The sequence below is a fragment of the Catenulispora sp. EB89 genome, assembly GCF_041261445.1.
Classification (GTDB): domain Bacteria; phylum Actinomycetota; class Actinomycetes; order Streptomycetales; family Catenulisporaceae; genus Catenulispora.
Genome location: NZ_JBGCCU010000024.1, coordinates 168155 through 191342, shown reverse-complemented (window position 1 = coordinate 191342; position 23188 = coordinate 168155). Strand labels below are relative to the sequence as shown.

General features: G+C 71.6%; 18 protein-coding genes. 6 read left to right on the top strand and 12 right to left on the bottom strand.

What is annotated here, in order from left to right:
• Nucleotides 1-155 precede the first annotated feature (155 nt).
• Nucleotides 156-1622: an N-acetylglucosamine/diacetylchitobiose ABC transporter substrate-binding protein gene (ngcE, locus tag ABH920_RS38205; protein ID WP_370354165.1), complete on the bottom strand. Its 1467-nt coding sequence runs from the start codon at nt 1620-1622 to the stop codon at nt 156-158.
• A gap of 233 nt (nt 1623-1855) precedes the next feature.
• A complete protein-coding gene (locus ABH920_RS38200; RefSeq protein WP_370354164.1) occupies nt 1856-2965 on the bottom strand; it encodes an N-acetylglucosamine kinase in 1110 nt (369 codons plus the stop codon).
• 358 nt (nt 2966-3323) lie between these two features.
• On the opposite strand from ABH920_RS38200, the gene ABH920_RS38195 reads away from it, so the two are divergent.
• Nucleotides 3324-4457, top strand: coding sequence for a LacI family DNA-binding transcriptional regulator (locus tag ABH920_RS38195; protein WP_370354163.1), 1134 nt, complete (start codon nt 3324-3326; stop codon nt 4455-4457).
• A gap of 155 nt (nt 4458-4612) precedes the next feature.
• On the opposite strand, the gene ABH920_RS38190 is transcribed toward ABH920_RS38195, so the two are convergent.
• The 4 genes from ABH920_RS38190 to ABH920_RS38175 all read right to left on the bottom strand — a co-directional run bounded on the left by ABH920_RS38190 (nt 4613) and on the right by ABH920_RS38175 (nt 9160).
• Nucleotides 4613-5212 (bottom strand): hypothetical protein, encoded by a 600-nt coding sequence (locus tag ABH920_RS38190; protein WP_370354162.1) that lies wholly within the window; start codon nt 5210-5212, stop codon nt 4613-4615.
• Nucleotides 5213-5278: 66 nt separating this feature from the next.
• Nucleotides 5279-6952 carry a bifunctional aspartate transaminase/aspartate 4-decarboxylase gene (locus ABH920_RS38185; protein ID WP_370354175.1) on the bottom strand — a complete coding sequence of 558 codons (1674 nt, stop codon included), beginning with the start codon at nt 6950-6952 and terminating at the stop codon, nt 5279-5281.
• Nucleotides 6953-7071: 119 nt separating this feature from the next.
• On the bottom strand, nt 7072-8802 hold the full coding sequence (locus tag ABH920_RS38180; protein ID WP_370354161.1) for an aspartate:alanine exchanger family transporter: 1731 nt from the start codon (nt 8800-8802) through the stop codon (nt 7072-7074).
• Nucleotides 8803-8893: 91 nt separating this feature from the next.
• Nucleotides 8894-9160, bottom strand: a complete 267-nt coding sequence (locus tag ABH920_RS38175; protein ID WP_370354160.1) for a hypothetical protein — start codon at nt 9158-9160, stop codon at nt 8894-8896.
• Nucleotides 9161-9695: 535 nt separating this feature from the next.
• Here ABH920_RS38175 and ABH920_RS38170 point away from each other — a divergent pair.
• Complete coding sequence (locus ABH920_RS38170) at nt 9696-11036, top strand: ion channel protein (protein WP_370354159.1); 1341 nt, start codon at nt 9696-9698, stop codon at nt 11034-11036.
• Between the two features lie 4 nt (nt 11037-11040).
• On the opposite strand, the gene ABH920_RS38165 is transcribed toward ABH920_RS38170, so the two are convergent.
• Complete coding sequence (locus tag ABH920_RS38165) at nt 11041-11628, bottom strand: DUF421 domain-containing protein (RefSeq protein ID WP_370354158.1); 588 nt, start codon at nt 11626-11628, stop codon at nt 11041-11043.
• A gap of 175 nt (nt 11629-11803) precedes the next feature.
• Between ABH920_RS38165 and ABH920_RS38160 the strand changes: the two genes are divergently transcribed.
• Nucleotides 11804-12430 carry a hypothetical protein gene (locus ABH920_RS38160; protein ID WP_370354157.1) on the top strand — a complete coding sequence of 209 codons (627 nt, stop codon included), beginning with the start codon at nt 11804-11806 and terminating at the stop codon, nt 12428-12430.
• A gap of 205 nt (nt 12431-12635) precedes the next feature.
• Nucleotides 12636-15047 (top strand): YbhN family protein, encoded by a 2412-nt coding sequence (locus tag ABH920_RS38155; RefSeq protein WP_370354156.1) that lies wholly within the window; start codon nt 12636-12638, stop codon nt 15045-15047.
• A gap of 26 nt (nt 15048-15073) precedes the next feature.
• Here ABH920_RS38155 and ABH920_RS38150 read toward each other — a convergent pair whose 3' ends face one another.
• The 5 genes from ABH920_RS38150 to ABH920_RS38130 form a co-directional block, all read right to left on the bottom strand.
• A complete protein-coding gene (locus ABH920_RS38150; RefSeq protein ID WP_370354155.1) occupies nt 15074-15754 on the bottom strand; it encodes a response regulator in 681 nt (226 codons plus the stop codon).
• Nucleotides 15751-15873 carry a hypothetical protein gene (locus ABH920_RS38145; RefSeq protein WP_370354154.1) on the bottom strand — a complete coding sequence of 41 codons (123 nt, stop codon included), beginning with the start codon at nt 15871-15873 and terminating at the stop codon, nt 15751-15753. Before ABH920_RS38145 ends, ABH920_RS38150 begins: the two co-directional genes overlap by 4 nt.
• A complete protein-coding gene (locus tag ABH920_RS38140; protein WP_370354153.1) occupies nt 15870-17270 on the bottom strand; it encodes a sensor histidine kinase in 1401 nt (466 codons plus the stop codon). Before ABH920_RS38140 ends, ABH920_RS38145 begins: the two co-directional genes overlap by 4 nt.
• 4 nt (nt 17271-17274) lie before the next feature.
• On the bottom strand, nt 17275-19569 hold the full coding sequence (locus ABH920_RS38135) for an MMPL family transporter (protein ID WP_370354152.1): 2295 nt from the start codon (nt 19567-19569) through the stop codon (nt 17275-17277).
• 194 nt (nt 19570-19763) lie between these two features.
• Complete coding sequence (locus ABH920_RS38130; RefSeq protein WP_370354151.1) at nt 19764-20570, bottom strand: HAD-IIB family hydrolase; 807 nt, start codon at nt 20568-20570, stop codon at nt 19764-19766.
• 152 nt (nt 20571-20722) lie between these two features.
• Between ABH920_RS38130 and ABH920_RS38125 the strand changes: the two genes are divergently transcribed.
• Nucleotides 20723-21997, top strand: coding sequence for a glucarate dehydratase family protein (locus ABH920_RS38125; protein ID WP_370354150.1), 1275 nt, complete (start codon nt 20723-20725; stop codon nt 21995-21997).
• 32 nt (nt 21998-22029) lie between these two features.
• On the top strand, nt 22030-23169 hold the full coding sequence (locus ABH920_RS38120) for a hypothetical protein (RefSeq protein ID WP_370354149.1): 1140 nt from the start codon (nt 22030-22032) through the stop codon (nt 23167-23169).
• Nucleotides 23170-23188: the final 19 nt, after the last annotated feature.

The following is a 23188-nucleotide window of genomic DNA, read 5'->3' as shown; positions in this document are numbered from 1 at the left end:
GGGGGGGGGGGGGCCGGTCTTTCCTTGGCCCGCCGTGGTGGGGGGGGGGGGGGGGGGGGGGGGGGGGGTTGGGGGGGGGGGGGGGGGGGGGGGGGGGGGGGGGGGGGCCGGGGGGGGGGGGCGGCCCCCCACGGCGGGGTCGGGGTCGGTCGGGGTCAGGAGGTGCTGGTCGGCCGCTTGAACTTCTGCACCGAGGAGTCGGCGGCGCACTTGTCGGCGGCGGTCTGCGCGCGGTTGATGAACTCGTCCGGCTTGATCTTGTTGGCCATCAGCTGGCCCATCGCGTCCTCGAGGTCCTTCTCCATCTGGGAGTACCAGTTGAGGTAGTACCAGGAGATGATCTGGCCGTTGGCGGCCTGGTAGAGGTCGTTGCTGGACTTGGTGCCGGGCAGCAGCTTGGCCGAGACGTCCGGGGTGATGGAGTCCTTCACCACCGACAGCGAGTTCGCGTTCTGGGCGAACGCCGCGCCGCCGGCCTTGGAGCACATGATGCGCAGGAACTCCAGGCCGCCGGCCTGGTTCTTGGCCTTGCTGGGCACGATGAACGGCTCGCCGGCGCCGGCCCGGATGGCGGTCTGCGGCATCTTGTCGCCGGACAGCGAGGGCATCGCGAACACGGCCATGTCGAAGCCTGCCGGGGTGGCCTTCAGCTGCTCGTTCTCCAGCCACGAGCCGCACGGGATGACCGCGGCCTTGCCCTGGTTCCACAGGGTCTGGGACTGGATGTGGGTCAGGCCCTCGGTGCCCGGGAGCATGTAGCCCTTGTCGACCAGCTCGTAGATGGCGTTGACGCTGTTCTTGACCGCGTCGGCCTTCCAGGCGTTGGGCTCCAGGTTGTCGATGGCCGTCTGCACGTCCGGGCCGCCGTTCTTGGCGACCATGTCCATCAGCGGCACCAGCATGTAGTACGGGTACTTGCCCTGGTGCGCGAACGGGGCCATGCCGCTGGCCTTGATGGTCGCGCACAGCGTCATGAAGTCGTCCCACGTGGTGGGGATCTGCCAGTTGTTCTTCTTGAACGTGGAGCTGGAGTACCACAGCCCGAAGACGGTGAAGGCGTAGTTCAGCGAGAACATGCTCTGGCCGAGCTGGCCCATCTCGATGGTGCCGGCCAGCAGGGTGTCGCGGACCTTCTTGCTCGGGTCGTCGATCGACGGCGCGTTCAGCAGCTGGTCCAGATTGGTCAGCTGGCCGCTGCTGTTCAGCACGTCCAGCTTCAGCTGCTGGGCGCCGGAGTCGTCGATGACGTCCGGCGGGCTGCCGGCGTTGAACCGGGGCTGCAGGTCGCCGGTGAGGTTCTGGCCGCTGTGGTGCGAGACCTGGGCGCCGGGGAAGGTGGTGGTGTACATCGACTCGAAGGCCTTGGCGTACTGGTCGCCGTAGCCGCCCTTGAAGACGTACACGTCCAGCGGTGAGGAGGCCTTCACGCCGAACGGGTTCTTCGGGTCCGCGGAGTTCGCCGACCCGGTCGAGGTGGTGGAGTTGTTCGTCTTGTTGCTGCCGCTCCCGGCCGCGCACCCGGCCGCCAGGGCCGAGCCGGGGCCGACCATGGCCGCGATCGCGGCCGAGCGGACCAACATCTGCCGGCGGGAGACGTCGGCGGGCAAACCGTGTTCTGACACTGTGGTTCTCCTGATCGACGAGAAGCGGTGCGCCGGGGGTTCGGCGCTGGTGAGGGAGGTGCGCTCGTGCGGTGTGCTCAGGTGATGCGAGTGCTCGGCCGTACGGTGCTGCGCTGGTGACGCGGGTGGTGCTCGGTGTGCTCGGTGGTGCTCGTTCCTCGGTGGTGCGTGACGCGTGGTGCTCGGTCGTGCTCTGTTGTTGCTCGAGTTGCTCGGTAGGTTATGAGATTTTGCTAGCTGGCGGTAGGTATCGAAAACAATCGCTCACGGACTTCCGGGGTCGGCACCGGTCCGATCCGGGCCAGGGCCAGCCACGCGGCGGCCGCCGCGCCGTCCAGCGCCGGGACGACTTCGGCGGCCGGCCAGCGCTCGCGCAGCGTCCGCCGCACGCGCTCGGCGACCGGTGTCGGATTGGTCAGGACGCTCCCGGCCAGCACCATCGGCGTCGCTGTGTCCGGACCGCGCACCGTGGACAGCGTCGCGATCAGGTGTTCGGCGGCGCGGTCGGCGATGGCCTCGGCCACCGGGTCGCCGTCCGCGCAGGCCGTGGACAGCAGCGGCGCCAGCCGGGCCAGCGCCGTCGGCGGTTCGGCCATGACGGCGGCGACCAGTTCGCGGGCGGTCGGCGGCGGGGTCGGCGGGGCCGGCAGCGTCGGCGAAGTCGGCAGGGTCGGCAGGGTCGGCGGATTCGGGGGAGGCGTCGGGACCGGCGTGCTCCCGGCGGCGCCGGTCGCTGAAGCGGTACCCGGCCGGGGTTGGCGCAACCGCAACGATTCGATCACGAGGCCGGTGAGCACGGTCTCCGGGCCGTCGCCGTCCAGGGCCGCGATCGCCGCCAGGACCATCCGCCGGCCCAGCCAGAAGCCGGAGCCGCGGTCGCCGAGCAGCCAGCCGTTGCCGTCGGAGCGCTCGGCCATCGCGCGGTCCTTCACCGCGATCGCCACCGCGCCGGTGCCGGAGAGCACCAGCGAGCCCTCGGGCGCGTCGGTGCCGGCCGCGAACGCGATCAGCGCGTCGGGCTCGTAATCGACCGGACAGGTGACGCCGACGCTGTTCCAGACCCTGCTGAACGCCTCGCCGCCGGGCATGTCCACGCCGGAGGGCAGGTCCCCGCCGCCGGCCAGGCCGAGCACGACGTGCCGCACGTCCGCCGGGTTCAGGCCGGTCAGGGCCTGGTCGACGGCCTCGGCCAGCGCCGCCGCGGCGCGTTCGGGACCCAGGCCGGTCGGATTGCCCCCGGACGCGCGGCCGGCACCCCGCCGGACGCCGTGCGGCGTGACCGCCAGAACCCGCGTCGACGTGCCGCCGACGTCGAGTCCGAGGACCAGCGCCTCGTCGGTCATCGTGGGTCTCGCCTCTCGCCTGCCGGGTGGAACGTTTCAATTCCACGTTGCGTGGAACTTAGAACCCGGATAATGCGACGTCAAGGGTTGACCATGAAGCGCAACCATAACGATGCGAAGGGTCGGGGGTGCGGCGCAGGCTCTACCGCCGCCGGTCCTTGAAACGTTCCAACGCGACTGGCGCCCCTCAACGGCCTGGCTGGACCCGCGGCCGTCCCGGTTCCGACTGTGCCACAAGAACCACAGGCGGTCTAGACCGCCCGGTACCGTGCTCGAAACAGCATGTTGACTCCGCCGAGGGCGGCCGTTTAGCCTCCTCGGCACGGCCACGGGGCGGACCGGGATACAAGGGGCGTGCGTGACGAAGAGCGCGGGCATGCGGGATGTGGCCCAGCTGGCCGGGGTGTCGGTCGGCACGGTGTCGAACGTGCTGAACCGCCCGGACGTGGTGGCTCCGGACACCCGTGCCCGGGTGCGGGCGGCGATCGCGGAGCTGGGCTTCGTGCGGAGCGAGAGCGCACGGCTGCTGCGCGCCGGCAGCAGCCAGGTGCTGGCGTTGCTCGCCCTGGACCTGGCGGACCCGTTCTTCGTCGGCGTGCTGCGCGGCGCCGAGGGGGCGGCGCGCGCGGCGGACATCGGCGTCCTGGTGATGGACAGCGCCTCCAGCGCCGCCAGCGAGGCCACGCACCTGGCGATGCTGGCGCAGCAGCGGGTCCGCGGCGTGCTGGTCACACCGGCCGACGTCAGCGGCGCGACGCTGGCCCAGTTCGGGCGCGCCCGGATCCCGTACGTGCTGGTGGACCGCGACATACCGGGCGGCATCGGCTGCCGGGTGCTGGTGGACGACGTCGCCGGCGGGGCGATGGCGGTGGCGCACCTGATCGCGGCGGGGCATCGGCGGATCGCCTACGTCGCCGGGCCGATGGAGCTGCCGCAGTATCGGGACCGGTTGGAGGGGGCGCGGTTGGCGGTCGCGGAGGCCGGGGGTGGTGTGCGCGAAGCCGGTGGCGGCGGCGTGAACGGCGCCGGCCAGGGGCGCGGTGGCACAGCCGGCGGCGGCGGTATCGGCGCGGGCGTGGAGCTGATCGTCCTGCCCGGCTGCGCGCCGGGCGACGTGGCCGCCGGACGCGACGCGGCGGCCCGGATGCTCGGCCTGCCGGACCGTCCGACCGGAGTCTTCTGCGGCAACGACCTGATCGCCCTGGGCATGCTCCAGGGCCTGTTCGCGGCCGGCGTGGCGGTGCCCCGGGACGTGGCCGTCGTCGGCTACGACGACCTGGAGGTCGCGGCGGCGGCCGTGGTGCCGCTGACCTCGATCCGGCGCCCGGCGGCGCGCGTGGGACGGGCCGCCGCGGAGATCCTGCTGGAGGAGAGCGGCGCGGCGGCGGGGGAGCACGTGCACCGCGAGCTGGTGTTCCAGCCGGAGCTCGTGGTGCGGGCTTCTAGTCTGGCGCCGGCTCCGAACGTTCCGGTTCGAAGCCCGGGCAGCTGAGCACCGGCAGCCGCGGGTACTTCGGGAACCGGGGATCGGTCGCCGCGCGCGTGCAGCGCCAGTAGACCGTCCCCTTCCGGGTTTCGTTGCGGTGAACGTGCGTGCACACCGCGCACAGCCCAGGGTCCGGCCCGCTGAATCTCTGCTCGTTGTGTTCAGACATGCGCGGTCCCGCCGTCGGCCGCCATGGCCGCGGCGACCCTCCGGTTCGTCTCGGCCCACCGCTCGGCCTCGACCTTCGGCAGCACGTCCTCCCAGATCAGCAGGCACGACCCGCGCATCTGCAGCATCCCCTCGGGACGCGCCGAGAACCACCAGTGCAGGTGGTCGCCGCCGTCGCCGAACCGGGCCACGTGCACCCGCGCGATCCCGCCGAGACCGAGCACCGCGCGCTCGACCCGCTGGAACAACGCGCCGAGTTCCGCGGCCCGCTCGGCCGGCAGGTCCGCCAGGTCGCAGTGCTCGCGCGGCTCCAGCATCACCAGCGCCGGGATCGCCGCCTCCGGGAACGTGCGCAGGCGCCAGTGCTCGTCGGTCCAGATGTAGTCGGAGTCCAGCCACGAACACGGCTGGCACGGGGTCCCGCCCGGGGCGCCGTTCCGCGCCGGCTCCGGGAGCACCGGCGGTTCGAGCTTCTTCACCCGCAGATCCCCTTCGAAGGGGAAGATCTCCCAGCCCGGGATGCCATCGGCGTTGAACGGGATCTCCTGGCCGATGGGGAGGTGCTTGACGTAGTCGCTCGGTTCGGTCGCCATGGTCGAGAAGGATAGCCAAGCGGCCGGCGGCAAAGGATCTTGCACCTCTGCCACCGGCCCCTCAGCTCACTTCTTCGTCTTCAGCCACTCTTCCTTGTACTCCTCCATGATCGAGTGCAGATGGTGCCCGATCTTCAGGTAGTCCAAGTCGTCCAGGTTCGCCAGCGACACCCGCACCGACCACTCCGGCCCGTCGAACCCGCCGCCGTTCAGCAGCACCACAGAGGCCTGATGCGCGAGCCGGAACACCACATCCGTCGGCTCGTAGTTCTTCTCCAGGTACTCGGCGAACTCCCTGCTCTCGAACGCCTCGGCCTCGGCCAGGATGTCCAGCTCGACGTAGTAGCAGGCGCGCCCCGGGTCGTCGCTGATGTGGTGGACGCCGATGCCCTCCATCAGCAGGTCCAGCCGGCGGTGCACGATCGTCCGCAGCAGCTGCTTGTACTCCTGGCCCTCCGGCAGCAGGTCGAACAGCGAGAACATCATCATCATCGTCTGCTGCGGCGTGGACAGGCCGGCGGTGTGGTTCAGCGCCACCGCGCGGCTGTCGGCGACCAGCCGGTCGATGAACCGGGTCTTCTCAGGGTCCAGAGTCAGGGAGCGGTAACGCTCGTTCAGCTCCTCCTTCTTCGCCTTCGGCAGCTTGGCGAGCAGCTGGTCGAAGACGTTGTCCTCGGCCACCGCGATCACGCCGAGGCGGTGGCCGGTGGCGCCGTAGTGCTTGGACCAGGAGTAGACCAGCGCGGTGTTGCGCGGGCAGGTGGCGGCCAGCGAGCGGAAGCCGGGGACGAACGTGCCGTAGACGTCGTCGGTGATGATCGCCAGGTTCGGGTTCCTGGACCTGACGATGCCCGCGATCCGGTCGCGGACCCGGTCGGACAGCGCCATCGACGGCGGGTTCGACGGGTTCACCAACATCAGGGCCTTGACCTTCGGGTCGGCCAGCCGGTCGACCTCGGAGTCCGGATAGCGCCACATGTGGACGCCCTCCTCGGTCATCATGTCGGCCTTCACCTGGACCACGTCGAAGGAGTAGCGCTCCAGCTCCGGGATCTCGATGTACGGGGTGAAGATCGGCGTCATCAGGGCGATGGTGTCGCCCTTGTGCAGGATGCCGTTGGTGACCAGCGTGTCGAACAGGTAGCACATCGCCGCCGTGCCGCCCTCGGTGGGGAAGACGTCGACCGTGCCGGGCGTCTTGCCGCCGTACATCTCCGCGGCCAGATACGCGCGCACGACCTCCTGGCAGTGGTCGAGCACGCGCGGCGGGTCGGGGTAGTGGTCGCCGATCCAGGCGTCGGTGAGCTCGCCGATCCACGCGTCGGCGTCGAACTTCAGCTTGGTGACGCCGTAGTCGACCATGTCGCGCAGCAGCCGCACGCCGGTCATGCCCGGGTTCGACAGGCAGAAGCGGTCGAACCGGACCGCGCTCCCGGCGACCTCCGGCATGCCGCCGAGGTTGTCCATGGTCCAGACCCGCCGCGACTCCTCCAGCGCGAACGCGCCGAGCGCGAGGTAGGCCTCGCGCGGGCCGGTGGCGATCCAGTTGGGATTGCCGCGCCCGGCGTTGAGCAGCTGCGCGGCGGACTTCTTGTGCGTGTCGGCCGCCAGGTCGATCAGCTCGCCCTTGAGCTCGAACGGACTCAGCGACGACCAGCGCTTGATCGTGGTGCGGGTGACGCCGGCGGACTTGACGGTGGAGGGGACGCGCTTGCGCGCGGTGCCGTTCTTGGCGCTCATGCTCTTCGGGTCGGCGCTCTTCGGGCTCTTCGGGTCGGTGCTCTTCGCCTTGGCGCCGGTGCTCTTGGCGCGCGCGGCGCTCTTCTTCTCCGGGGTGGTGGCGGTCATGGCGGTTCCTTTCAGTGGTTGAGCAGGACGATGACCGAGCCCCAGATCGTCAGCAGCACGTTGCTGACGGCGTACGGCACGGTGTAGCCGAGCGTGGGCAGCGAGGACTTCGCGGCCTCGTTCACCGCGCCGAACGCGGCGGTCGTGGTCTCGGCCCCGGCCAGCGACGCCATGAGCAGCGGCGTGCGCATCCTCATGCCGTAGTGGCCGACGACGAACCCGATGATCAGGGGGATGAGGCACACCAGCGCCGACCACAGCACGATGCCGGCGCCGGCCTTCTTCAGCCCGTCGACGAAGCTGGGGGCGGCGTTGATACCGACGATCGCGACGAACGCGCACAGCCCGAAGGTGTCCATGAACCACTGCGCGCCCGGCGGGACGTTGCCGTAGGTGGGGTACTTCGACCGGAACCAGCCGAAGACCAGGCCCATGATGAGCGCGCCGCCGGAGGTGGACAGCGCCACCGGCACGCCGCCGACCTTCAGCGCCGGGATACCGATCAGGCCGCCGAGGAAGACGCCGGCGGCGACGTACATCATGTCGGTGGCGTAGCTGGTCGGCACGGCCTTGCCGACGATGTCGGCGGCGCCGCGGGTGAGGCGTTTGGGGCCGGTCAGGACCAGGGTGTCGCCGCGGTCCAGCTGTGTGGAGAGCCGGTACGGGAACGGGAACCCGGCGCGGTACATCTTGTCGATGAAAACGCCGGCCATCTCGGGCTCGCGGCGGATGTCGGCGACGCTGCGGCCGATCGCCTCGCCGTCCTTGTTGACGATGACGTGCAGGTGCTCGGTCTCGTAGTCGAGCAGCGGGACGTCGTTCGTCTCCGTGCCGATCATGCGCTCGGGGTCGTAGCCGACGACCGAGTCGCGCAGGCCGGACAGCGCGACGGTGTCGCCGACCAGCAGGACGTGGTTCTGGTACTTGTCGTCGTGCTCCAGCTGCCCGCCGCCGCCGCGCACGACGTTGGTGATGTACAGGCGCCGGCCGGCGTCCCGGGCGGCGTCCTCGAACTGCTGGATCGTCCGGCCGGCGAAGGCGGGGTTCTCGACCTTGAACGTGCGCTGCACGACCTCGTAGTAGCCGGTGCCCAGGTCGGGGTTGTCGGAGGGGACGGCCATCTCCTTGGCCAGCTTCTGCGACTCGACCGCGAGGTCCTGCTTGAGGAACTTCGGCAGCACGGTCGCCACGAAGATCGCGGCCAGCACGGTGGCGATGACGTAGCCGACGGAGTACGCCACCGGAACCAGGTTCTGCTGCTCGGTGACCTGCTGCGGGGTGTAGTGCGGCAGCGTGCCGATCGCCTGCTGCGAGACGCCGATCACCGCGGACTGCGTCAGGCCGCCGGCCAGCAGACCGGCCGACAGACCCGGGCCGTAACCGACGGCCTTGGCGATGATCCACGTGACCGCCAGCCCCGACACGCAGACGATGAGCGACAGGTAGACCTGCGGCAGGCCGTCCTTCTTCAGGCCGCGGAAGAACTGCGGGCCCACCTTGTAGCCGAGGGCGAACAGGAAAAGGATGAAGAAGAAGGACTTCAGCGGGCCGGTGATCTCGACCTTGCTCTGCCCGAGGACCAGCCCCATGATCAGGCAGCCGGTGACGGACCCGACCGCGATGGTCTTGTAGTGGATCCGGCCGATCAGGAAGCCGGTCGCGATGGTCAGCAGGACCAGGAGCTCGGGGTACGGCTTGAAGACGTCGCGGTTGTACCAGCTGTCGGCCAGCGCGGAGCCCATGCTGACGAGGGGATCACGCGGCGGAGCCGGTGGCGCGCGGGGCTGCGCCGTAGGTGTGAGGGTGCGAGTACGGTTCTGGACGCTTTCCCGACTACGGCCCCGGGTTGGTCGGATTCCCCGGCTGCCAGTCGCGCCCGAGCCGGTTCATCGCCTCGTCGATCCGATCACGTTCCTCCACCCGCGCCGCGGCGGCAGCCTCCTCATCGGCGGCGGCCTCCCGCTCCGCGCGCTTCTGCGAACGCCGCACAGCCAACCACCCCCCGGAGGCGATCGCGGCCAACGACGCCCATACCATCGGACGGTTCCACCACGACCTCCCGCCGTGCATGGCCACCACCGAGGCGAGCACGGAATGCATCACGACCTCCTTTCGACCGGACCCGCCGCCGGCGCGCCCGAAGTGGCCACCATGATTTCCGGCGGCGCGGGGCGCGGCGGTTGTGACACGCCAACGCCGGGGTCGGGGTGCCCCGATCGGATGATTCGGCCGATGGTCGGGTGGGTGGCTGCGCGGCAGTGGCCATCATGCTTTTCGGCGGCGCGTGGCCCGGCGGTCGTGACACGCCAACGCGGGGGTCCGGGTGCCCCGATCGGATGATTCGGCCGATGGTCGGGTGGGCGGCTGCGCGGCGAGCTCGGGCTGAGCCAGTGAGCCGACTTCGAGATTCGCCGACACCACGTGAGTCGAGTTCTGCACCAACGCGCAGGTCGGGCGAGGGCGCACCGCCGTAATTGCGCTGGCGAGTCTCGAAGTCGGCTCACTAAGAGGCTGGTGCGCGGCAGGGTGCGAGGCCTGATGTGCGCGCCGGCTGGGACGGCTGTGCTCCGGCGCTGCGAGCCCCGTTCGGCCCGCCCCGAATGCGCGCGCCCCTCCCACCTCGAAGGGTGGAGCCGTGGCGACTGCGACCGAGGCCCCGACTGCGGGGTCCCCGGCGCGGGCGCTCTTGCCGTTGGTGGTGCCGGCGGTCGTGGTCGGCGTCGGGTCCAGCCTGCTGCTGATCCTGCTGTCCGGTCTCGCCAACCGGGTGCAGGAACTCCTGTGGCGGCACTTGCCGGGGTGGCTGGGCGTCGGTGCGTACTCGGCCGGCTGGGTCATTCTGGTGCTGACCTGCATCGGGGCGCTCTCCGGGCTCGTGGTCTGGAAGGCGCCGGGGCACGCCGGCCCCGATCCGGCGACCACCGGGCTCGTCGATCCGCCGCTGGCGCCGGGGGTGCTGCCGGGGCTTGCGCTGGCGGTCGTGCTGACGCTCGCCGGCGGCGTGAGCCTGGGTCCTGAGAACCCGATCATCGCGACCAACATCGCGCTGGCGTGCTGGCTCGGTGCGCGGGTGATGGGGCGCGTGCCCGCACCCGTGTGGCTGGCGCTGGCCGCTGCCGGGACCGTCGGCGCGTTGTTCGGCACGCCGGTCGCCGCCGCGCTCATCCTCTCCGAGAGCTTCGCGTCCAAGCCGGCTCAGCCATCTGCGCCAGGTCAGGGCTCCGTGCCAGGTCAGGGCTCGTTGTGGGACAAGCTGTTCGCGCCCCTGGTCGCCGCCGGAGCCGGTGCGATGACCACACAACTGATCTCCCACCCCGAGTTCGCCATGCCGCTCCCGACCTACGACAGCGTCCGCTGGGTCGACCTCCTGACCGCGGCGCTCGTCGCCTCGCTCGGCGCGGTCGTCGCCATGGTCGCCGTCTACGCGTTCCCCCTCCTGCACCGCGCCTTCAACCGGCTCCGTCAGCCCGTCGTCCGCCTGACCCTGGGCGGCCTCGTCCTGGGCCTGCTCGGCGCGCTCGGCGGCAAGGACACCCTCTTCAAAGGCCTCAGTCAGGTCAAGGACCTGGCCGAACATCCCGACGGCCACTCGGCGGCGGGCTTCGCCGGGCTGGCCCTGGTCCGCCTGGCCGCCCTGACGTTCGCGTCCTCCGCGGGCTTCCGCGGCGGCCGCATCTTCCCCGCGGTCTTCGCCGGCGCCGCCCTCGGCTTCGCCGCGCACGCCCTGGTGTCCACGATCCCGGTGACGCTGGCCGTGGCCTGCGGCGTGCTCGGCGTGCTGCTGGCCGTGACGCGCTCCGGCTGGGTCAGCCTCTTCACGGCCGCGGTGCTCGGCGGCGGCTCGGCGCTGCTCCCGATCCTGTGCGTGGCGCTGCTTCCCGCGTGGCTGCTGGTCACCGGCCGTCCGGAGATGGAGCTGCCGAAATCCGCCGCCGCCCCGGCGCCGGGGCATGGGCCGGGGCCCTCGGGTACTTAGAGCCCTACGACCCGCGCTGGAGCAGCAGCATGTCCAGCCGCTCCTGAATCCGCGCCAGATCAGCGCGGATGTCCTGCACGTCCTCCCGATCCGCCCCCTCCTGGCTCTCCTTCAGCTCCATCAGCATCCCGCCGCCCGGCGCGATCACCATCTCCCGCACGTCCCGCACGTGCTCCGCCCCCTGCTTCCGCGACGAGGCGATCACGTCCGCCGGCCGCAGCGCCAGCCGCCGCAGCGTCCTGATCTGCAGCTTGCCGTCCCGGATCAGCACGCTGGGACTCCCCTCCAGCACCCGCTCGAACCGCGGTGCCCGGTCGCTGAGGTACGCCTGCAGGCGCACGAACAGCGCGTTCACCACGATCAGGACCGTCGCCCCGTACACCCCGCCGACCAGCGAGTTGTCGTTGCCGATCACCGCGTTCTGCACCACGTTCGACAGCAGCAGCACCACCGACAGGTCCAGCGTGTTGAGCTGTGCCAGCTCCCGCTTCCCGGCCAGCCGCAGCAGGATCACGATCGCGGCGTAGACGAGCACCGTGCGGATGGTCTTCTCGCCGTAGGAGATGCCGGTGACGAACATGTCGTGCCACATGCGCCCATTGTCGTCAGCCCCGGCCCGCGCGGCCGGGAGGCGAGGCTGGGCCGAACGGGTGGCGGTACTCCCCGGCGGCCTAGCGCCGGCCCGGCTCCGGGTGCGGCCCGCGCCGCGCGATGTTCGACTGCTGAGGGGTTCGGCAAGCGGCGACTGATCGAGACTCGGAGGCCTGATGATCGGGCTGGCGGCGGCAGCCATCCTGCTCACGCCGGTGTCCGCGCCCGGCGACGGCGGGCCCGCGGCGCCGCTGTCCGTGGTGCTGTCGGTGCAGGCCGGCGCCGGGCGGGCCGACGGCGGCCAGGACGTGTCGTACGCGATCGTGGTCCGCAACACCACCGACCGCGCCGTCCCCGACGCCGTGATCACGCAGCAGCTCCCGGCCAGCCTGGACTACACCGGCGCCACCCCGACCCCGCACCGCACAGGACGCCACCTGACCTGGACCCTCGCGATCCCGGCGCACGGCACCGCCCGCATCACGACCACCGGTGCCGCCGGCCACCACCTCGAAGCCCGGCCCCTGGACCACGCGACCCAGGCCGGCACGATCCACCGCGGGCACCACCGCCAGCTCACGACCACGGTCTGCGCCCGCGACGCCGGCGGCGGCGACACCGGTCCCCAGGCCTGCGCGACAGGCCGCAGCACCCTGCACGCCGAGTCACTGTCCCGCTGGGAACGCGCTGCGGCGGCACTCGCCTGCCTCACCGGCGCGGCCGCGGCCTGCCTCGGCGCAGCACGGGTCTGGCGACGGCGCCGCGCGTCGGCCGCGCTGGGGCGAGCCGGCGTTGAGGGCTGACGCGAGGGCCGGCGCGGCCGAACCCGATGGTGATGGTGCTGGAGTCTTCGCGCGAGCCGGTGCCGAGCCCGGGGCGCGCGCGTCGGCCGACCACAAGGCCTCGACTCCAGTGCGCTGCTCCGGAGCACATCTGCCGAATGAGCCCGCTGCCACCGCTCCTGCCAGTGCCACCGCCACCGGCGCCGCGCCGCCGCCTCCGCCCGACGTGCCCCCAGGCCTCCAAGCCCCCGACCCCGATCGCCGCATCCGCCTCCCCGCCGACCGCCTCCGCCTCATCGGCGCCATCGCCCTCGCCGTCCTGCTCGCCCTGGCCGGCGTCGTCGGCCACCGTGCGGGCTGCGACCTGCGGCAGGAGATCCTGCACCGCGCCGCCGCCTTCCCCCGCTTCATGCTCAACGTGGTGCAGGTCCTGGCGTTCCTCTCCGTCATCGGCGTGCCGGTCGCCCTCGCCGTCGAGCGCCTCGTCAAGCGCGAGACCGTGCAGGTCGTCGATGCCGTCGGTGCCGCGACCGTCGCCTATCTCGCCGCGTTCAGCGTCAACGTCATCACCTCGCACTTCCAGGACTCCGCCGTCGCGCAGGCCATCGGCGGCGCCACGCCGATGCAGGTGCAGCTCGCGGTCGGCGTCGCGGTGGTGACCGTGCTCGGGTTCAGCCGCAGCCAGTACCGCACGCTCTTTCTCACCACCGCCGCGCTCGGCGGGCTCGCCGTCGTGCTGCTCGGGCAGGACTCCGTCACCGGGGTGCTGCTGTCGGCGCTGCTCGGCCAGATCGTCGCCACCGCCTGGATCTCCGTACGCGGCGTCCTCGACACCCGCCCCGGCATCGCGCGCATCCTCGCCGAGCTCGACCACGACGGCTTGCGCGCCCACCCCGGCTCGGTCCGCGTCCTCGAACCCGGCGCCGACGGCGCGCGCCGCTTCCGCGTCGCGGTTACTGCGACCGCCGAAGAACACCACCCCCGCAAACAAATCCTCGACCTCTCCGTCCTCGACCAAAGCCAACGCGCCGCCTACCTCGCCTCCCGCCTATGGCAGTGGATCCGCCTGCGCGGCCCCGTCCGCCGCCGCAGCTTCTTCTCCCTCCGCCGCACGGTCGAAAGCGAAGTTCTGATGGCCATGGCCGTCGAAGCCGCCGGCATCCGCACCCCGCGCCTGCGCTCGGCCCGCCAGATCGACCAGGACACCGCCCTGCTCGCCTACGACCACCTCGACGCCCCGAGCCTGGCCGATCTCCCCGACCGGGCCTGGACCCCCGCCCTCCACCACGACGTCTGGGCCCTGTGGCAGCACCTGCGCAGCCGCCAACTCGCGCACCGGGAGCTCACCACCGACCACCTCCGCCTCGACCCCGCCGGCCGGCTGTGGCTCACCGACGTCGGCTACGGCGAGATCACCGCCGAGGACGTGCTCTGCCGCCTCGACGGCGCCGAACTCCTCGTCTCCATCGCCCTGCGTGTCGGCCCCGGACGCGCCACCGAAGAAGCCGTCGACGCCCTCGGCCCGGCGACCGTCGCCTCCCTGCTCCCGCTCATGCAGCCGATCCTGTTCTCCGAGGACACCACCAAAGCCCTGCGACGCCACCGCGCCGCCGGCGACCGCGCGGACCTCGTCGGCGCCATCCGCGACCGCATCGTCGCCCTGCACCCCGAGGCGGACGTCCAGCCGGTCAGCCTGGAGCGGGTCAGGCCTCGAACTCTCCTCAGCGTCGTCGGCGGCGCCATCGCCTTCTACCTCCTGGCCACCCAGCTCACCGGCTTCCAGACGCCCAAGCTGAACACCTGGCAGGCCTGGGGCTGGGTCGTCGGCGCCGCCGTCGCCTCCGCACTGACCTACGTCGCCGCCGCCTTCAACCTCCTGGGCTGCGTCAAGGAACGCGTCCCGGTCGGCCGGACCATCACCGCGCAGGTCGCCGCGGCCTTCGCCGGCCTCGTCGCCCCGGCGGCGGTCGGCGGCCTGGCCGTCAACACCCGGTTTCTGCAACGCGCCGGCATCCCGGTGGCGCGCGCGGTGACGGCCGTCGGCGTGTCGCAGGTCATCGGCTTCGCCTGCTACCTGGTGCTGTTGCTGCTGTTCAGCGCTTTCGCCGGGAGCCACCAGAAGGAATCCGGCGGCCTGTCGGCGATCACGCCGTCCGCGACGGTCACCGGCGTCGTCATCGCGCTGGCCGTGATCGGGCTGCTGATCGCCGCGATCCCACGGCTGCGCGCCTTCGTGATCAGCCGGGCCAAGCCGCTCGTCACGGACATCGGGCCGGAGTTCCTGCAGGTCGCGCGTTCCCCGCGCAAGCTGGCGCAGGCCTTCGGCGGCGCGGTGGGGCTGCCGCTGGCGGCGAGCTTCTGCCTGTGGGCGTCGGTGAACGCGGTCAGCGGCAACGACGTGAACCTGGCCGCGATGGGTGTCGCCTACCTGGTCGCCAAGGCGGTGGGCTCGCTGGTCCCGACACCCGGCGGCATCGGCGGCGTCGAGGCGGTGCTGACCGCCGGCCTGACCACGGCCGGGGTGCCGTCGGCGGTCGCGGCGACGTCGGTGATCGTGTTCCGGCTGCTGACGTGGTGGCTGCCGGTGATCCCGGGCTGGTTCGCGTTCACGGCGTTGCAGCGCCGCGGCGCACTCTGATCAGCGCGACAGCGAGCCGAAGAGAGTCAGTGCCCTGACCCCGGCCGCACCAGCCCCGACTCGTACGCGATCACCACGACCTGCGCCCGATCCCGCGCCCCGAGCTTCGTCATCGCCCGGTTGACATGCGTCTTCGCGGTCAGCGGCGTGACGAACAGCTGCCCGGCGATCTCCTCGTTCGACAGCCCGGCGGCGACCAGCGTCACGACCTCCAGCTCGCGCGCGGTCAGCGCGTCCAGCGGAGCCGTGACGGACGACGGTGTGTCAGAAGGCTGAGCCAGGAACCGCGCGATCAGCGCACGCGTCGCAGCGGGGGAGAGCAGCGACTCGCCGCCGGCGACGGTGCGGATCGCCCGCAGCAGCTCCTCCGGATCGACGCCCTTGCCGAGGAAGCCGCCGGCTCCGGCGCGCAGGGCCTCGGCGACGTACTCGTCCTGCTCGAACGTGGTGAGAATCAGAACCTTGACGCCGGCCAGCGCCGGATCGGCGGCGATCAGGCGGGTGGCTTCCAGACCGTCGAGCACGGGCATCCGGATGTCCATCAGCACCAGATCCGGACGCAGCTCCTCCGAGAGCTTCGCGGCCTCGCGGCCGTTGCCGGCCTCGCCGACCACTTCCAGATCCGGGGTCGAGTCGATCAGCAGGCGGAAGGTGCCGCGCAGCAGGGCCTGATCGTCGGCCAGCAGGACGCGGATCGCGGCGCTCACGCGATCGCCTCCGCGACGAGCACACCGATGCCCGCCTCGACCACACCAATCCCGCTCACCCGATCGCCTCCACGCAGTGCACTCCGCCAGCCACCCGCGATCACGCCGAGCCCGCTCACGCGATCGCCTCCGCCGCGCCGCCGGCCAGCATCCCGGTGCCGGTGCCGGTGCCGGCATCACCCGATCCAGCCCCAGCCCCAGCCCCAGCCCCGCGCGCACAAAGCCCTGTCCCACACAGCCCGCCCCGCGCCGCTCGCTCCGGCACGGCTCGTTCCGGCACCGCCGGCCCCGGCTCCGCCCCCGCAACCCGCTGCACCGCCGCCACCGCCACACTCTCCCGAGCCGCCAAAGGCAACTCCGCCTCCACCCGGAACCCGCCCCCCGCCCGAGGCCCCGCCCCGAAAGTCCCGCCGACCGCCTTCACCCGCTCCTGCATCCCGATCATCCCGTGCCCCGTCCCCATGCCCGACCGGGCCGGCCCGCGCCCGCCGTCGTCGTCCACCCGGATCCGCACCGCGTCCCTGGCCACCTCCACCACGACCCGTACCACCGCGAGGTTCCCGGCGTGCTTGTGCGTGTTCGTCAATGCCTCCTGCACGATCCGGTACGCGGTCAGCCCGGTCAGCGCCGGCATCGGCAGCTCCGCCGCCGCCCCGGCTCCGGCCACCTCCACGTTCAGTCCCGCGTGCTGGAACGCCTCCACCAGCGCCGCCAGGTCCGCCAGCCCCGGCGCGGGCTCGCGCGGCGCCGCGGTCTCGTCGCCGGCGCGCAGCAGTCCGACCGTCGCGCGCAGCTCGTCTAGCGCCGAGCGCGACGTGTCCCGGATCCGCTCCAGCGCCTCGTAGGCGTGCGACGGATCCGTCCGCATCAGGTGGTGTGCGACCCCGGCCTGCGCGTTGACCAGCGTGATGTGGTGCGCGACCACGTCGTGCAGCTCGCGCGCGATCCGCATCCGCTCCTCGGTGACGCGCCGCAGCGCCTCCTCCTCCTTGGTCTGCTCCGCGCGCTCGGCCCGCTCCATCACCGACGCCAGGAGCTCGCGCCGGCTGCGCTGCGCGTCGCCGATCGCCACCGCGAGCCCGGTCCAGGCCAGGATTCCGAGGTTCTCGCCGAGCGCGGCCATCTCCGGGTGTGTGGCCAGCGCCAGTGTGGTGAGGGTCACCGCGGTCACCGTCCCGACCTTCACCGTGGTCGGGCGGTCAGAGCGCTTGGCGAAGGAGTAGAGCGCGATCGCGCAGGCGATCGGCGGGATGCTGGGCGGGCCCACGAACGGCGTCGCGGCCGCGGTCACCGTCGAGGTGGCGATCACGGCGCCCAGCGGCCACCGGCTGCGGAACAGCAGCGGGACGGCCACCGAGGTCAGCAGAGCCCCCGCCGTCTCGGCGCTGACGTGCTTGTGCAGCGCCGAGACGAACAGGGCCGGGGACAGGAGTACCAGGTACATCGCGGTGGTCACCACGTCCCGGCTGGTGGTGCCGGGACGTACCCACTCCTTGATCCGCCGCAAGTCAGTCACCGTTTCAGGGTATGCGGTGATTCGCGGAGGCCAGCTCGGGCTCGTGCGGACCGCCCTGCGCCGGAACGGCACCCGGGACCGGCTCCGGCTCACCCTCCACCGACATGTGCGGCAGCACCTTGTCCAGCCAGCTCGGCAGCCACCAGTTGGCGCGTCCGAAGCGGTGCATCAGCGCCGGGACCAGGATCAGCCGCAGCATCAGCACGTCCAGCAGGATGGCCAGCGCCAGCGCCATGCCGAACTCGGCGATGACCCGCTCGCCGTTGAACAGGAAGGCGCCGAACACGCAGGTCATGATGATGCCCGCGGCCACGATCACCTGGCCGGTCTCGCCGTGGCCGACGCGCACCGAGCGGTGGTTGTCCGCCGAGTGCGACCACTCCTCGTGCATCCGGCTGATCAGGAACACCTGGTAGTCCATCGACAGCCCGAACAAGATGCTGATCACGATGACCGGGACGAACGCCTCGACGGGCCCCGCACCACCGGCGCCCAGCGCCTCCGAGCCCCAGCCCCACTGGAACACCGCGACCAGCGAACCGAACGCGACTCCCATCGTGAGCAGGTTCATCGCCACGCCGATCAGCGGCACCAGCAGGCTGCGGAAAGCGAGCATCATCAGCAGGCAGCCCAGCCCCACGATGATCGCCACGAACAGCGGCAGCTTGCTGGTCAGCGTGTGGCTGAAGTCGTTGCTGATCGCGGTCGGCCCGGAGACCATCACGTGCAGCGTGGACCCGGCCTCGGCCTTCGGGATCACGTCGTGCCGCAGGTTGTCGATCAGGTCCGTGGTGGCCTTGTCCTGCGGCGAGCTGACCGGCACCACCTGCACCACGCCGAGCGTCTGCCCGGGCTGCATCGGCCGGGCCGAGACGGCGGCGACGTCCGGCACGGTCTTGATCGTGTTGACCAGGGTGGTCAGCGCCTGCTGGTCCCCGGCCGTCGGGGTCTGCGCGACCAGCGTCAGCGGGCCGTTGAAGCCCTTGCCGAAACCGTCCGCGAGCAGGTCGTAGGCCTGGCGCGTGGTCGTCGACTTGGGGTCGTTGCCGGCGTCGGAGTTGCCCAGGTTGATGGAGAAGAACGGCACCGCGACCACCGCCATGACGGCGATCGCCAGTAGCGCCTTGCCCAGCGGCCGGGCCTCGACCTTGGCGGCCCACCGCGTGAACGCGGTCTCGGGGTGTCCGGGGGTACCGGATCCGGCCGCGGACCCGCGACGGCGCGAGGCGTGCGCGTAGGGCACCAGGACGCCCACGCCGGCCTGGCGCGCGGCCAGCTCCCGGCGCTGCTTCTTGCTCAGCACGCGCAGCTTCAGGAAGCCCAGCATCGCCGGCAGCAGCGTGATCGCCGCCAGCACCGTCATCGACACGGTCACCGCCGCGCCGATCGCCATTCCGTTGAGGAAGCTCAGTCCGAGCGCGAACATGCCCAGCAGCGCGATGACCACGGTCCCGCCGGCGAAGATCACCGCGCGCCCGGAGGTGTTCAGCGCCTTGGCTATCGAGTCCTGGACCGACAGCCCGGACATCAGGCCCTTGCGATGCCGGTTCACGATGAACAGCGCGTAGTCGATGCCGACGCCCAGGCCGACCAGCGTGGCCAGGGTCGGCGCGGTGGAGCTGATCGCGATCAGGTGCGAGAGCTGGCCGGTGCCGGTGATGCCGGTGACCACGCCGGCCACGCCGGTCAGGATCGGCATCACCGCCGCGCCGAAGGACCGGAACACCAGTCCCAGCACGATCAGCGCGGCCACCACGCCGATCAGGTCAGCGGCGCCGCCGACCTTGCGGTCGGCCTGGCTGATCGCCTGGCCGCCGAGGTCCACCTGCAGGTTCTGGCTCCGAGCCCCCTGCGCGACGTCGATGATGTGCGTGACCTGCGCGTTGGGGATGTCGTGCGCCTGCTGCGTGAAGTTGATGGTCGCGTAGGCGGTGGTCTGGTCTTTGCTGATCTGCACCGCCCCGCGCGGCCCGCTGTAGGGGCTGGTGACGGCCGCGACGCCCGGCGAGGACGCGATCTGGTTCAGCGTGTCGGTCATGCGCTGCTGCACGGCCGGGTCGGTGACCTTGGCGCCGCCGGTGGTGTGCCACACCACCTGGTCGCTGTCCCCGGCCGAGGCCGGCATGGACTGCTTCAGCAGGTCCAGCGCCTGGCTGGACTCCGAGGCCGGGATCGACATCGTGTCGTTGTACTTGGTGCCGGCCGAGCTGGTCAGCGCCCCGAGGCCGACGATCAGCGCCAACCAGACGAGGACGGTGACGAGACGGTGCTGGTGGCACCAACGGGCAATGACTGACATCAGGGCTCCCGGCCTTCTTGCGAGCATGAAACGCGTGCGGTTTACACGGTGCCGTGGAGAAGGGGTCCGGGTCGTCTGGCAGGCGCAGACACTTGCGCTGCTGCGGACGCAGTACGAGCGAGGAGCGCCTACTGCCTGGGGAGCAGGCCGGTAGTCGGGCGATCACGCGGTGCTGCCCGATCGGTGCTGCCCGATCAGGCTTCGAGCATCGCCTCCAGGAACGCGGCGACGCCGTCCTCCTCGACCGAGCCGATCACGCCGCCGGCGGCCGCGATCACGCTCGGGTGCGCGTTGGCGACGGCGTAGGAGCGGCCGGCCCAGCCGAACATCGACAGGTCGTTGGGCATGTCGCCGAACGCGGTCACGTTCTCCGCGGCGACGCCCAGGCGCGCCGCGTGCCGGGCCAGGCCGTCCGCCTTGCTGACCCCCGGTGCCACGGCCTCGACCAGGCGCAGGCCGTTGGAGTGGTAGACGGTGACCAGGTCCCCGACTGCGGGCTGGGCCAGCGCGAGCAGTTCGTCGGCCGACAGGCTCCCGTGCCGGCCGACCAGCTTCGGCGCCGGCCGCTCCCACAAGGCGGCCTCGTCGAGGCGCTGCACGGTGATGTCGCGGTCCCAATCCCACGGCTCGTAAAGGGGATCGGCCGCCAACGAGTCGGCGTATTCCACGGCCAGGCCGATGCCGTCGATGGCCTCCCGCAGCCCGCGTGCCACCTTCTTCAACGTCGCCGGATCGATGGCGTACTCCGCGACGACCGCACGGGCCCGCAGATCGTAGTCGTAGGCGCCGTTGGAGCAGACGGCGAGGCCGTGCAGCCGGAAGGCGTCGGCGATCTGGCCCATCAGCCGCGGCGGCCGGCCGGTGACGAACACGAAGGGGATGCCGGCCGTCTCCAGCGCCTGGAAAGCGGCGACGGTGCGGGAGGAGACCGTCCCGTCGTGGCGGACCAGGGTTCCGTCGAGATCGCAGGCTATAAGGGACGGCAGGCGCGGGGTTGTCATATCGCCATTGTCATTGAGTGCGGCAGGGTGCGGGCAAACACGAGACGTCGTCTTGACGCGGTCCGGTACGGACTACTACGTTTCACAGCGTCGAGATGATTCATATCCGTGGTTCGTGTTCATGGATGTGAACGCAATGGTGGAGGTCTGGCGTGACCGACTTGAAGATTGTCTCCGTCGCGATCACCCCGGTCGCCCTGAAGGACCCGCCACTGCTGAACTCCTCCGGCGTCCACGAGCCGTACGCCCTGCGCTCCATCGTCGAGGTGCACACCGACGCCGGCATCGTCGGCATCTCCGAGGCCTACGGCGACGACGCGACCCTGGCGCTGCTGCACCGGGCCGCGACCGCGGTGGTCGGCACCGACGTCTTCGACCTCAACGAGCTCGGCCGCCGGGTCGCCGAGGCGGTCGGCGGCTCCGCGGCCTCCTCGCCGACCGAGCTGATCGGCGCCGCCAGCCACGACAAGACCGTGGCCCAGGCGTTCGCGGCGTTCGAGGTGGCCTGCTTCGACGCCCAGGGCAAGGCCACCGGCCGGCGCGTCGTGGATCTTCTCGGCGGCGCCGTCCGCGAACGCGTCGACTACAGCGCCTACCTCTTCTACAAGTGGGCCGAGCACCCCGGGGACTACGACGTCGACCCCTGGGGCGAGGCGCTGGACCCGGACGGCATCGTGAAGCAGGCGCGCCGCATGGTCGAGCGCTACGGCTTCGGCTCGCTGAAGCTCAAGGGCGGCGTCTTCCCGCCCGAGGAGGAGATCGAGGCCGTCAAGGCCCTGCGACAGGCCTTCCCCGGGCGTCCGGTGCGCATCGACCCGAACGCCAACTGGACCGTGGAGACCAGCCACCGCGTGGCCGCCGCGCTGGAGGGCGAGCTGGAGTACCTGGAGGACCCGACGCCGGGGATCCCCGGGATGGCCGAGGTCGCGGCGAAGACGTCGCTGCCGCTGGCCACCAACATGTGCGTCACCAGCTTCGCGGAGATCCCCGAGTCGATCCGGCTCGGCGCCGTGCAGGTCATCCTGTCCGACCACCACTTCTGGGGCGGCTTCCGCGCCACCCAGAACCTGGCGGCGCTGTGCCAGACCTTCGACCTCGGGCTGTCGATGCACTCGAACACCCACCTCGGCCTGAGCCTGGCCGCGATGACGCACATCGCGGCCGCCACGCCGAACCTGACCTACGCGCTGGACACGCACACGCCGTGGAAGTCCGAGGCCGAGGACGTCCTCGCCGGCGGCGGCCTGACCTTCACCGACGGCGCTGTGACGCTGCCCTCGGGCCCCGGGCTCGGCGTGGAACTGGACCGCGACGCCGTGGCGCGGCTGCACGAGCAGTACCTGACGTGCGGGATCCGGCGGCGCGATGATGTGGGATGGATGCAGCGGGTGCGGCCGGAGTGGACGGGGAAGCGGCCGCGGTTCTGACACGATCCGGCGCGGAGTTTCGGAGGAACGCAATGACTGCGGCGACATATGTGTACCCGTGGGACGTGGTGGGAGACGACGCGGCGGCCGAGACGATCGCCGGACTCGGCGTCGACCACGCGGTCGTCGCAGCGTTCTACCACGCGACCCGCGCCCTGACCCCGCGCCACGCGTGGCACCGCGTGGTCGTGGCCGAGCACAGCGCCTCGTACCTGCCGGTCGGCGACGCCTGGGAGCAGGTGCTGCCCGCGGCGCAGACCTGGGTCGACGCCGACGACGCCTTCGGGCGGACGGCCGCGGCCCTCGCGGCGGCGGGGGTGCCCACGCACGCGTGGGTCGTCGTCGACCACGTCGACGACTTCGACGCCCCGCACGTCGTGAACGCCTACGGCGACGTGTACACCTGGGCCCTGTGCCCGTCGCACGAAGCAAACCTCGAATACGCGGTCGGTCTGGCAGCCGTCATCGCGGCCCGCCCCGACATCTCCGGCGTGGAGTTCGAGGCGGCCGGCTGGTACGGCTTCGACCACCTGCACGAGCACGACAAGGTGGCGGGCATCCCGTTGTCCGACGAAGAGCTGTACCTGATGTCGCTCTGCTTCTGCGACGCCTGCCGCGACGAGTATCAGGCCTCTGGCATCCACGTCGGACAGCTCCGCGAGACCGTCATCGCGCGACTGGACGCGCGCTTCGCCGCCTCGGCCCCGCTCCCCGACCCGGCCCTGGCCGACGCCGACCTGGCCGGTGTGGTGCTAGGTACCCGCACGCGCGTCGCGAACCGCCTGCGCGGCGCGATGGTGCGCGAAGTGCGGACGCAGCGCGACCCGGACTTCCCGATCCTGTTCCACGCCAATCCCGACCCCCGCCGCTCGACCGCGTTCACCGGCCTGGACGTGGGGACGCTGCCGAAGGACACCGGGGTCGTGCTGAACTGCTGGAACGGCTCGACGGAGAGCGTGAACCGGGCCCTGGGGCACGACGCGCCGGTCAACGCGGGCCTACTCGGCGTGCGCGGCATGGGCTCCGACAGCGAAGGGCTCGCGGCGCAGGCCTCTGCGATGCGCGAGGCCGGCGCGAGCGGGATCCGCCTGTATCACGCCGGCATCGCCTCGAACGCGGACCTGGAGGCCATGCGGCGCGCGGTCGAGGCGTTTCGCGGGGCGGTGCGGTAGCCGCCTGGCGTGTCGCACG

What these genes read in the sequence shown, in the direction of transcription:
- ABH920_RS38200 (WP_370354164.1), bottom strand. Translation starts at nt 2,965, where the DNA reads ATGACCGACGAGGCGCTGGTCCTCGGACTCGACGTCGGCGGCACGTCG.
- ABH920_RS38190 (WP_370354162.1), bottom strand. Translation starts at nt 5,212, where the DNA reads ATGGCGACCGAACCGAGCGACTACGTCAAGCACCTCCCCATCGGCCAG.
- ABH920_RS38185 (WP_370354175.1), bottom strand. Translation starts at nt 6,952, where the DNA reads ATGAGCGCCAAGAACGGCACCGCGCGCAAGCGCGTCCCCTCCACCGTC.
- ABH920_RS38180 (WP_370354161.1), bottom strand. Translation starts at nt 8,802, where the DNA reads ATGGGCTCCGCGCTGGCCGACAGCTGGTACAACCGCGACGTCTTCAAG.
- ABH920_RS38175 (WP_370354160.1), bottom strand. Translation starts at nt 9,160, where the DNA reads ATGCATTCCGTGCTCGCCTCGGTGGTGGCCATGCACGGCGGGAGGTCG.
- ABH920_RS38165 (WP_370354158.1), bottom strand. Translation starts at nt 11,628, where the DNA reads ATGTGGCACGACATGTTCGTCACCGGCATCTCCTACGGCGAGAAGACC.
- ABH920_RS38160 (WP_370354157.1), top strand. Translation starts at nt 11,804, where the DNA reads ATGATCGGGCTGGCGGCGGCAGCCATCCTGCTCACGCCGGTGTCCGCG.
- ABH920_RS38135 (WP_370354152.1), bottom strand. Translation starts at nt 19,569, where the DNA reads ATGTCAGTCATTGCCCGTTGGTGCCACCAGCACCGTCTCGTCACCGTC.
- ABH920_RS38130 (WP_370354151.1), bottom strand. Translation starts at nt 20,570, where the DNA reads ATGACAACCCCGCGCCTGCCGTCCCTTATAGCCTGCGATCTCGACGGA.
- ABH920_RS38120 (WP_370354149.1), top strand. Translation starts at nt 22,030, where the DNA reads ATGACTGCGGCGACATATGTGTACCCGTGGGACGTGGTGGGAGACGAC.